The organism is Kroppenstedtia guangzhouensis (assembly GCF_014637345.1).
GTDB classification, from domain to species: Bacteria; Bacillota; Bacilli; order Thermoactinomycetales; family DSM-45169; genus Kroppenstedtia; species Kroppenstedtia guangzhouensis.
Genome location: NZ_BMEX01000033.1, coordinates 1 through 9,314, shown reverse-complemented (window position 1 = coordinate 9,314; position 9,314 = coordinate 1). Strand labels below are relative to the sequence as shown.

Genomic DNA, 9,314 nt, shown 5'->3' with positions numbered 1-9,314 from the left:
GGCTGAGACATACCTAAAACCGGCCCTTAGCGTACAGGGAGCCGGTTTTTTTGTTACGGACATATGTCTTAACGTACAATTTTCCCGAAATGGTCCGGTGACCCCCACCCCGCTTCCCCGGGGGCCGCCGCAAGCATCAAAGGTGAGAGCGATCACTTTTTCCTCTGTGGCCAGCCGCTGTTTCACACCGGGGGGGTTCTCACCCCAGTGCTTCGGTATTTGGTTTTGGTACATGGAGATTACCCGACGGATTTCTTTCCGGGAAGGGAAGTCCACCTTTTCCTCCCGACTTTTTTGCTTGTCCGGGGAATGCTTCTCCCCGCCTTCAATTTTGGAAGCATCCGGTGTCTGGGCCTGAGGTACTGTGCAGGCAACACATATGACCAGGGCCGTTAAAGTCAGCCCAGCCCGGCTCCATGATTTTATCCGCACCTTTCTTTTTCACCCCATCTGAATGACGATTGCACATGGATATCATATCGGGTCCAATCCAAGTGGACAACCCAATTCGAAGCGGAATCGGGGGGTGATTTACAAAAAGCGGACTTCTCATGTATATTAAATTTGCACAAGCAAAGGACGTCATACCGAGGGATGCCCGGAGACGGCATCCCTCGGTATGTTTGGAAATGGGGGAGAGATCTATGAAGCGGTTGAAACCCTACCGGTTTCCATTGCTGTTGTTGGCTTCCGTGATTACAGGCAGTGTGGCGGGATGGTTTCTGGGACCCCGCTCCGCTGTCTTGAAACCCTTGGGAGATATTTTTTTGAATCTGTTGTTCACAGTAGTGGTGCCGCTGGTGTTTGTCACGATCAGCAGTTCCATTGCCAACATGGGGACATTGAAGCGATTGGGAAGGATTCTGGGTACACTGCTGGTGGTTTTCGTCCTGACCGGAATCATCGCTTCCGTGGTGATGCTGTTCAGTGTTCAATGGATCAATCCCGGGGAAGGTGTATCGGTGTCATTGGGCGAGGGTGAAGAGGAGAGTTCCGAAGACTCATTGACTTTGTCGGAACAGATCGTTCAGGCACTGACTGCCCCTGATTTCAAAGACCTTTTGTCCAAGGAGAACATGCTGGCCTTGATCCTGTTTGCGATGCTTTTTGGAACGGCGGTCGGTATGTCGGGGGAAAGCGGAAAGAGCGTTGCTCGGGGGCTGGCAGCCTTGTCTGATGTTTTGGTCAAGTTGATCGGGGTGATTATGTGGTTTGCCCCGGTGGGGTTGGCATCCTACTTTGCTTCCTTGGTGGGGGAATTCGGTCCCAGTCTGGTGGGTTCCTATTTGAAAGCAGTAGCGGTCTATTACCCAGTGGCCATTCTCTATTTCCTGTTTTTTTTCAGCCTGTATGCCTGGGTGGCGGCGGGAGGGACCGGAGTTCGGAAATTTTGGGGCAACATTTTTCCGGCAGCGGTGACTTCACTAGCCACCGGCAGCAGCGTGGCGTCCATTCCCGTGAACCTGGAGGCGTCACGGAAAATCGGGGTTCCTTCGGATATCCGGGAAATGGTGATCCCCATGGGGGCCACCATCCATATGGATGGCTCGTGCTTAAGTGCCATTTTGAAGATCTCGTTCCTGTTCGGTTTATTCCAGATGCCTTTTCACGATATCCAGGATTTTCTGACGGCGATCCTGGTTGCCATTCTTTCAGGAATGGTGATGTCGGGGGTTCCCGGCGGAGGATTCACCGGTGAACTCCTTATTATCACTCTGTATGGATTTCCTCCGGAAGCCCTTCCGATTCTGGCTGTGTTAGGCACGCTGGTGGATCCGGTGGCCACCATGGTGAACAGCACCGGTGACACCGTCGCCAGTATGTTAGTCGCCCGGTTTGTGGAGGGAAAAGAGTGGATGAAGAAAAAGTGGGAGAATGCTTTTTCGTCATAATAAAACAGCCTCAGCTATAGCTGAGGCTGTTTTATTCCCGCAGGAAGTATGCCTTTATAAAAAGATAGACTGCAGTTAAACAGTTGCTATATAATGCCTGGCCTTCCCTTTTGAGAATCAAATAACTTTTCGGAACCCAGCGCACCAAACCGAACATTATTCTTCTTGGTTGCACCTTTATTTGTCGCTCTTTACAAAGGTGATGGGAGCCTGAATCACCGTTTGTTTTCGCTCGTCTCCTCCTATATAAAGTAATTGCTAGTCTGAAGGAGCAGCGAAAAACCGATTTGTTACTGTATCTCCCGCAACAGACCGATCACTTTGCCGAGAATGGTAACCTCCGGTAACCAGATCGGTTCCATGGTATCGTTTTCAGGCTGCAGTCGGACTCTATTTTTCTCTTTGTAAAAGCGCTTGACGGTGGCTTCGTTTTCGGGGGTCATAGCTACAATCATATCTCCGTTGTCCGCCGTATTTTGTTGGCGAACCATCACATAATCGCCATCCATCACTCCGGCGTTGATCATACTGTCGCCACGAACGGCGAGGATAAATACAGATTCGTCAGGACGGACCATCCGACGGGGAATGGGAAAATACTCCTCCACATTTTCCACGGCGGTGATGGGTTCCCCAGCAGTCACTTTTCCCACCAAAGGAGCCATCACCGTCTGAGAGGGGATATCGGGAGCCGGGTCATGGTCTTGATCCAGCACTTCGATAGCCCTTGGTTTGGTTGGATCCCGTCGGATCAATCCCTTTTTTTCCAGACGATTGAGGTGGCCGTGGACGGTGGAACTGGAGGCCAGCCCGACAGCTTCTCCAATTTCGCGGACAGAGGGGGGATATCCCTTTTCCCGCACTTCCTGTTTTATATAATCCAAGATGGCCTGTTGACGTGGCGACAGTTGACTCAAATGACTCATCCCCTTTCCTAGGCTCCCGGTCTCTCTGATGAGTTATTTTCTACATTATACATGATGTTTGGCGAAAGAACAAACATCAGTTCGAATTCGGATTGGCAGGATGCATATCCATCATGAACTGTCCTGACTAACATAGCTTGCCTAAAATCTTCGGTGGGCGATCCCATCTCCGGGATTTGACAATTGGTTCTTGTTATCGCAAATCTTGTGCTCATCGTCGATGTCGGTTTCCGGTTTCAAAAAACGGGATACGTATGATGGATCGATTCAATATCACATGATTCAAATCCAATTCGGGGATGCCCTGTGGGAGCGAGTCGGAAAACACGAGGATCCTGTACGGGGTGAAAAAGAGACCGATCAGTCTCTTTTTGAGAGGGGTGATATGTGAAAAGAAAGTCCTCAGGAAGATCACATAAGCAATATCCAAACCAAAATGACAGGAATCACATGAGTCAGTTTTCCGGCCAACCCATCGAAGGGAGGAACTTCAGTGCTGTACAGATCGGAATATGGAACGACCTTCTTCAGCATCAGATCATTCATCCTTTTAAAACCCGTGGTAAGTTGTTTTTAAAGGATCAACTAAGATGAATAACAACGGACTGACGCAGCCATCATTCCGAAAACAACATCATCAGCATTGTCATCCCCATCAGTGAAAGTTGAAGAAGAGGCCCGTCCATTGTTGCGGGCCTCTTTTTGATCGGAATCAACGATACCGGATATAGGTGATCTCTTTCTTCAAATCCCCCAGGCCTTCCATGGCATGAAGGAGAATGACTGGTACGATATCGTCTTTGGTGGAGTCGGAGAGGGCCAGTTTCACCAGTTTGATATCATGATAAATGAAGGAGAAGTCCATTCGATAGACGACATCTTCCGAATGAATGGATTCATCCACCCGATGAAGGTCGTGACTCAGCTTACTCAATTTGTCGATCAGACGCTGTTTCATCTCCCGATTCAATTTGTAATTGGAGTAGTTTTCCATGGTTATTTTGTACGTGTCTGAAATCTCATGGAGGATCTTCAATCCCTTTTCTTCCTCAAACCGGTCAATATAGCTTTGAGTCCGAACCTGTTGGTACCAAGAGTGGGATCCCAGGGTTGCGACGACGACGAACAGATAGATCAGTCCCGTTCGTGAAATGGATTTCCACTTTTCGTTCACGTGGTCCCCTCCTGCTTGCGCTCCTTTGTCCCTATATATATGGACAGGTGAGGGAAGTTAGCACAACGGAAGGGAAAAAGCACATATGAAAATCTCCTGATCGCAGAAGGAGTCCAATCATTAACCAGCTTTCATGAGGGAGCTTGTAATTTAGCGGTATCCGAGATAGTGGAGGGTATCCTGAACCGACTGTTTGCCTTGGTCGATACAATCGGGGATCCCAATTCCGCTGTAGGAGGCACCCACGGGAAAAAATCCGGGCAATTGGTCGCGACAGGTTTCCTCCAAACGCTTTAACCAGTCCACATGGCCTACAGCATACTGAGGCATCGATTTCTGCCAGCGGGTGATATGAGTGAATGTCGGCATCGCCTCGATTCCTTGGATCTTTCGTAAGTCAGAGCAAACCCGATCTAAGATTCGACTATCTGTTTCCTCCACTATGGCATCATTTCCAAAGCGTCCCACATAACAACGGATGAGAGCTTTTCCTTCCGGTGCAGTGTGGGGCCATTTTTTATGGGTCCAGGTGCATGCGGTGATGGTGGTCTCTTCCTTTCGGGGAATGACAAACCCTGTCCCATCGACGCCCTCGGGAAGTGCCTCACGATCATACCCCAGAATCACAGTGGCCACTGAAGTAGCGGAGACGGAGGTTGGATATTCCGGAAGTTCTCCCGCCGGGAGAAGGCGTTTCATCACCTGAAAAGGTACAGCCGTGATCACAGCATCGGCCTGGATCACTCGCCCGGAGCGGAGGACGAGCAGATATCGATTGGCTTCTTTGATGATCCGCTGGACTGGGTTTCCTGTAATCACTGTTTCCTTGGGGAGCTTGGCTTCGATGGTTTCCACCAGGCTTTCCAATCCCTGTTTCAAGGTGAGAAATTGCCCCCGGGACCGGTTCCCTTTTTTGCGCGGGGGTCGGCTTTTCCTTGTGGCCAGGATCAGACTGCGGTGCTCTTGTTCCATTTGAGCGAACTGGGGGAAGGTGGCCTTCAAGCTCAATCGATCGAGATCTCCGGCATAGATTCCTGATAACAGGGGTTCAATCAAGTGATCCACAACTTCATCCCCCAGACGCCGACGAAAGAAGGCACCGACCGAGACGTCCATTTTTTCCTTTTGCTTTGGCAGGATCAAATCCTGCGCAGCGCGGAGTTTCCCTGAAGCTGAGAAGAGTCCGGTTCTCAAAAAAGGAGTGAGCCGGGTGGGGATTCCCATAACAGCTCCCTCAGGTATTGGTAACAGCCGACCTTGGTGGAGAATAAAGGATTGGCCTGTACGGTTCCGGACCAGATCGTCTTTCAGACCGAGGTCGAGGGCCAACTGTTTGGCGGAATTTTTTCGCTCCAGAAAGGAATCCGGTCCCGTCTCCATGACAAACCCGTCAATCCGCTTTGTTTTCACTTTTCCACCCAAACGTTCTTCCCCTTCGATTAGTGCGAGATCCAGGGGAAGGGAGCGCAGTTCGGCTTCTCTATGAAGATAATAAGCGGCGGACAGTCCGGTGATGCCCCCGCCCACCACAGCGATTCGCGATCGTTTCATAGGCTTCCCCACTTGGTCTCCGTCCACTTCCGGCTGACAATATCGGCCAGGCACTGGATAAATTCCGGCTTGGCGTTGGGCATTGGTGGACGGTAGTAATCCGCTCCAATTTCGTCGCAAACGACTTTACACTCATAGTCATTGTCATAAAGGACTTCCAGATGATCTGCCACAAATCCGACGGGGCAGTAGACGAAGGAAGTGTAGCCCTTTTCCCGGTAAAGATCCCGGGTGAGATCCTGGACATCAGGTCCCAGCCAAGGTTCCGGTGTGTTCCCCTCACTTTGCCATCCGACGGCATAGTTAGAAATTCGGGCTCCCTCAGCGACCAGTCGGGCCGTCTCCTCCAGCTGGTGAGGATAGGGGTCGCCGGCCTTCAAGATTTTTTCGGGCAGAGAATGAGCGGAAAAAATCACAACGGTTTGATCATGTTTTTCCTCCGGGATTTGGGCAAAGGTGTTCCGGACCTGTTTGACCCAGTAGTCGATGAACAAAGGCTCCTCATACCAGCTGTCCACAGTATGGATCTTTAAATCCCCCAGTTGCTCCGCTTGATCCTGTGCCCGGTTGTTGTAGGACTTTACGCTGAAGGTGGAGTAATGGGGGGCCAGCACTATGCTGACAGCCTCTTGGATGCCGTCTTCCTTCATTTTTTGGACCGCATCCTCGATAAAAGGATCAATGTGTTTTAGGCCCAAGTAGCTGCGGAATTTCACATCGTCATGGAGCTCATTCAGTCTCTTCTCCAGAGAATCCACCTGCTGATCGGTGATTTTGGACAAGGGGGAAATTCCACCGATGGCCTCATACCGGTCTTTCAAATCCTGGAGGAGGTCTGCGGGAGGCTTTCTGCCGTGACGGATGTGTGTGTAATAGGCTTCGATCTCATCTGTATTGCGGGGAGTGCCATAGGCCATCACCAGGAGTCCGATTGTCCGTTTCGACATGGACAAACACCTCATTTCTGTGTGTATTCATGGATGAATCGGGTCAATCGTTGAAGGGTTTCCACCTGGATTTCAGGGAAGGTTCCATGACCGAGGTTGAATATGTGTCCCGGGGTTTCCATTCCCTGATCAAGTATCTCCCGGGCTTGTTTTTCGATCATCTCCCAGGGAGCCAGCAGCAGGGAAGGATCCAGATTTCCCTGGAGGGTTTTTTCAATTCCCGATTGCCGTGCTTGCCGGATGGATGTTCGCCAGTCCAGGCCAATCACGTCAACCGGGAGACGATTCCATTCCTGCAGCAGATGACCGGCTCCGATGCCAAAATAGATGAGGGGAACATCGGTGGATTTTTTCAACCGGGAAAAGATCCGATTCATCACCGGAGCCACATAAGTATGGTAATCGGCACTGTTCAGAGCGCCAACCCAGGAATCAAAGACTTGTACTGCATGGGCGCCAGCGGAGATCTGGGCCATCAGGTAGGTCACGGTGAGATCAGCCAGTTTCTCCATCAGGATTTCCCAAGCCTCAGGCTGGGAATACATAAATCCCTTCGTCTGATGATAATTCTTTGACGGGCCTCCTTCAATCAAGTAGCTCGCCAGAGTAAAGGGAGCCCCGGCAAAACCGATCAAAGGGACGTCCAATTGCTCGGAGGTTAACATATGGATGGACTCCAGCACAAAGGGAATATCCTGTTGGGGATTCAAGGTCCCGATTTGATTCACATCGGCGGCATTTCTTACCGGATTGGAGATGACCGGTCCCACCCCGGACTTAATCTGAACATCCACTCCGACGGGCTTTAAGGGAGTCATGATATCCGCAAACAGGATGGCGGCATCTACTCCCAATTGCTCCACGGGCAAGCGGGTCACTTCAGCGCATACTTCCGGTTTTTCATTCATCTCAAAGAAGGAGTACCGTTGTCGGATTTCCCGGTACTCCGGTTGATATCTCCCGGCTTGCCGCATGTACCAGACCGGAGTGTAAGGAACGGCTTCTCCGCGGCATGCCTTGAGGAAAGTATCATTGATGGTTTTTTTTGTCATAAGGACACACCTTTCGCAGTTAAAAATCATTATAAACTACCTTTATTATTACCATAACGTTTCCCTTCGTTACTATACAGATCCAAAGGCAAAGTGTCATGAAATCTCCCCGGTTTCGACGGGATTTCCTGCCAAGGATAGAGGAAACAGAAAAAACGGCGCTATCCCGCCGGTCTACTCATATCCGAATTTCAAAGCTATGGAAGTGGGTGGGATTCTTTTGTTCTGTACGGATCCGATCCACTCTTGAGGCAGGACTCCCTTTTCGGACTGCTTTCAGAAACCGGTCCAGCATTTTCGCATCGCCCTGTGCATCGATTTCCACGGTGGTATCGGATCGGTTTTTCACCCACCCCAGGATCCCCAGCCTCCGTGCAGTTGCCAGGGTGTAATAACGGAATCCAACCCCCTGTACACGTCCATGAACAATGAGATGAATCCGTTTCATGAGGGATCATCCTTTCTGGAATATCTTCCGGTCTTATACCCATTCACCCAACCGGTCGAGGGCATCATCCTTTTCCGAGTCGATCACGTGGGTGTAGATCTGGGTGGTCTGAATACTGGAATGGCCCAGGATCTCCTGTACCACCCTCAAATTTTCTCCGTTGGACAGAAGCAGGGTGGCCAACGTGTGGCGCAGTTTGTGAGGGGAAATATTAGCCGCTTTGGGTGGAAGGTTGGCCTCCCGAACATATTTTTGCAAGGCTTCCGAAACTCCTTTGCGGCTCATCCGGGTGCGATTTTTATTCAGGAAGAGAGCCTGCTGATGCTCAGGGGGGATCCCCTCATCAGGCCGCAATTCCATATACCGGCGGAGACCCGCATAAGCCGACGGATTCAGCTTCAGCATCCGTTCCTTGCCGCCCTTGCCCAGTACGATTACCCGGGCTGAGGCACCATCGGATTGGATATTGTTCAAATTGAGACCCACCAGTTCGGAGACCCGCATCCCGGTGTTGAGAAGAATCAAGATCATGGCTCGATCCCGGGCTTCATACCAGGTGAAGCGACGTCTCTTTTGCTTTTGGTGGTATGATCCGACAGCTTCGATTAACCGCAGCGCTTCGCCACGGGTGAGGAAGACGGGGACTCTCTTTCGATTGCGGGCTTTCAAGGTGGCATCCTCATACTCCTGCATCGGATCTTTATCCAGCACATCATTTTTCACCAGATAACGAAACAGGGATCGTAAAGAGGATCGCTTTCTTTCTTTTCCCGCCCGGGTATTTTCCCGAAAGTGTTTTCTCGGCACCTGACTCTCCTTGACTTCCCCGGTGGAAGGATCCCGTTTTTTGACGGTCACCCACACAGTGCGTTCATAGCCGTTTTCGATATGACGAAAAAAACGGCGCAACAACCGCGGAGTGACAGATTCCAGATCCACCTCTTTTTCCTTCAGAAAGTCAAAGAAGAGGGCGAAATCATAGGCGTAGTTGGCGATGGTCTGTTGGGAACGCTCAGCACTGATCATTTCTAGGAAAAACTCCTGTACATCATCGGGAAACTGAATGATGATCCGGTTGATATTCTCCGGCAGACGCCGGGAGAAGGGATGGGAGGACAGCTGATTTCACTCCTTTTTGTCACGTCAGTTAAAGGTATATCATATGGTTTCCCGATATGACAACCGGGTGGAAGAGAGTTGATCCACCCCTAACTTCCGATAATAGTACCGTATCGGAAATATGAGCTTCAAACCTTTATATATAAGGGTTTATATCCGAGAGCCTCTATATTTGCTAACATTTTGCTAACATGAGAGGGTAAAA

The 9,314-nt window shown here is 50.5% G+C and carries 9 protein-coding genes and 1 pseudogene; 1 reads left to right on the top strand and 9 read right to left on the bottom strand.

Going from position 1 to position 9,314, the window contains the following annotated elements; all coding sequences use genetic code 11:
* Nucleotides 1-432, bottom strand: a pseudogene (locus IEV46_RS18260) (hypothetical protein); the annotation flags it as partial.
* Between the two features lie 212 nt (nt 433-644).
* On the opposite strand from IEV46_RS18260, the gene IEV46_RS17225 reads away from it, so the two are divergent.
* Nucleotides 645-1,892, top strand: coding sequence for a dicarboxylate/amino acid:cation symporter (locus tag IEV46_RS17225; RefSeq protein WP_188433759.1), 1,248 nt, complete (start codon nt 645-647; stop codon nt 1,890-1,892).
* A 290-nt stretch (nt 1,893-2,182) separates the two neighbouring features.
* On the opposite strand, the gene lexA is transcribed toward IEV46_RS17225, so the two are convergent.
* The 8 genes from lexA to IEV46_RS17190 form a co-directional block, all read right to left on the bottom strand.
* Nucleotides 2,183-2,809, bottom strand: coding sequence for a transcriptional repressor LexA (lexA, locus tag IEV46_RS17220; RefSeq protein WP_188433757.1), 627 nt, complete (start codon nt 2,807-2,809; stop codon nt 2,183-2,185).
* 420 nt (nt 2,810-3,229) lie between these two features.
* Nucleotides 3,230-3,352: a hypothetical protein gene (locus IEV46_RS18415; protein WP_268235934.1), complete on the bottom strand. Its 123-nt coding sequence runs from the start codon at nt 3,350-3,352 to the stop codon at nt 3,230-3,232.
* A 178-nt stretch (nt 3,353-3,530) separates the two neighbouring features.
* The gene (locus IEV46_RS17215) at nt 3,531-3,992 is read right to left on the bottom strand and encodes a hypothetical protein (RefSeq protein ID WP_188433755.1); all 462 of its coding nucleotides are present in this window, start codon (nt 3,990-3,992) and stop codon (nt 3,531-3,533) included.
* Between the two features lie 150 nt (nt 3,993-4,142).
* Entirely contained in the window at nt 4,143-5,543 is a 1,401-nt protein-coding gene (hemY, locus tag IEV46_RS17210) for a protoporphyrinogen oxidase (protein ID WP_188433753.1), read from the bottom strand.
* Nucleotides 5,540-6,490 carry a ferrochelatase gene (gene hemH, locus IEV46_RS17205; RefSeq protein ID WP_188433751.1) on the bottom strand — a complete coding sequence of 317 codons (951 nt, stop codon included), beginning with the start codon at nt 6,488-6,490 and terminating at the stop codon, nt 5,540-5,542. The genes hemY and hemH overlap by 4 nt, the downstream gene beginning before the upstream one ends.
* 11 nt (nt 6,491-6,501) lie before the next feature.
* On the bottom strand, nt 6,502-7,542 hold the full coding sequence (gene hemE / locus IEV46_RS17200; RefSeq protein ID WP_188433749.1) for a uroporphyrinogen decarboxylase: 1,041 nt from the start codon (nt 7,540-7,542) through the stop codon (nt 6,502-6,504).
* 178 nt (nt 7,543-7,720) lie between these two features.
* The gene (locus tag IEV46_RS17195) at nt 7,721-7,990 is read right to left on the bottom strand and encodes an acylphosphatase (protein WP_188433747.1); all 270 of its coding nucleotides are present in this window, start codon (nt 7,988-7,990) and stop codon (nt 7,721-7,723) included.
* 33 nt (nt 7,991-8,023) lie between these two features.
* Complete coding sequence (locus IEV46_RS17190) at nt 8,024-9,016, bottom strand: tyrosine-type recombinase/integrase (RefSeq protein ID WP_188433745.1); 993 nt, start codon at nt 9,014-9,016, stop codon at nt 8,024-8,026.
* Nucleotides 9,017-9,314: the final 298 nt, after the last annotated feature.

What these genes read in the sequence shown, in the direction of transcription:
- IEV46_RS17225 (WP_188433759.1), top strand. Translation starts at nt 645, where the DNA reads ATGAAGCGGTTGAAACCCTACCGGTTTCCATTGCTGTTGTTGGCTTCC.
- IEV46_RS18415 (WP_268235934.1), bottom strand. Translation starts at nt 3,352, where the DNA reads ATGCTGAAGAAGGTCGTTCCATATTCCGATCTGTACAGCACTGAAGTT.
- hemY (WP_188433753.1), bottom strand. Translation starts at nt 5,543, where the DNA reads ATGAAACGATCGCGAATCGCTGTGGTGGGCGGGGGCATCACCGGACTG.
- hemH (WP_188433751.1), bottom strand. Translation starts at nt 6,490, where the DNA reads ATGTCGAAACGGACAATCGGACTCCTGGTGATGGCCTATGGCACTCCC.
- hemE (WP_188433749.1), bottom strand. Translation starts at nt 7,542, where the DNA reads ATGACAAAAAAAACCATCAATGATACTTTCCTCAAGGCATGCCGCGGA.
- IEV46_RS17195 (WP_188433747.1), bottom strand. Translation starts at nt 7,990, where the DNA reads ATGAAACGGATTCATCTCATTGTTCATGGACGTGTACAGGGGGTTGGA.
- IEV46_RS17190 (WP_188433745.1), bottom strand. Translation starts at nt 9,016, where the DNA reads ATGATCAGTGCTGAGCGTTCCCAACAGACCATCGCCAACTACGCCTAT.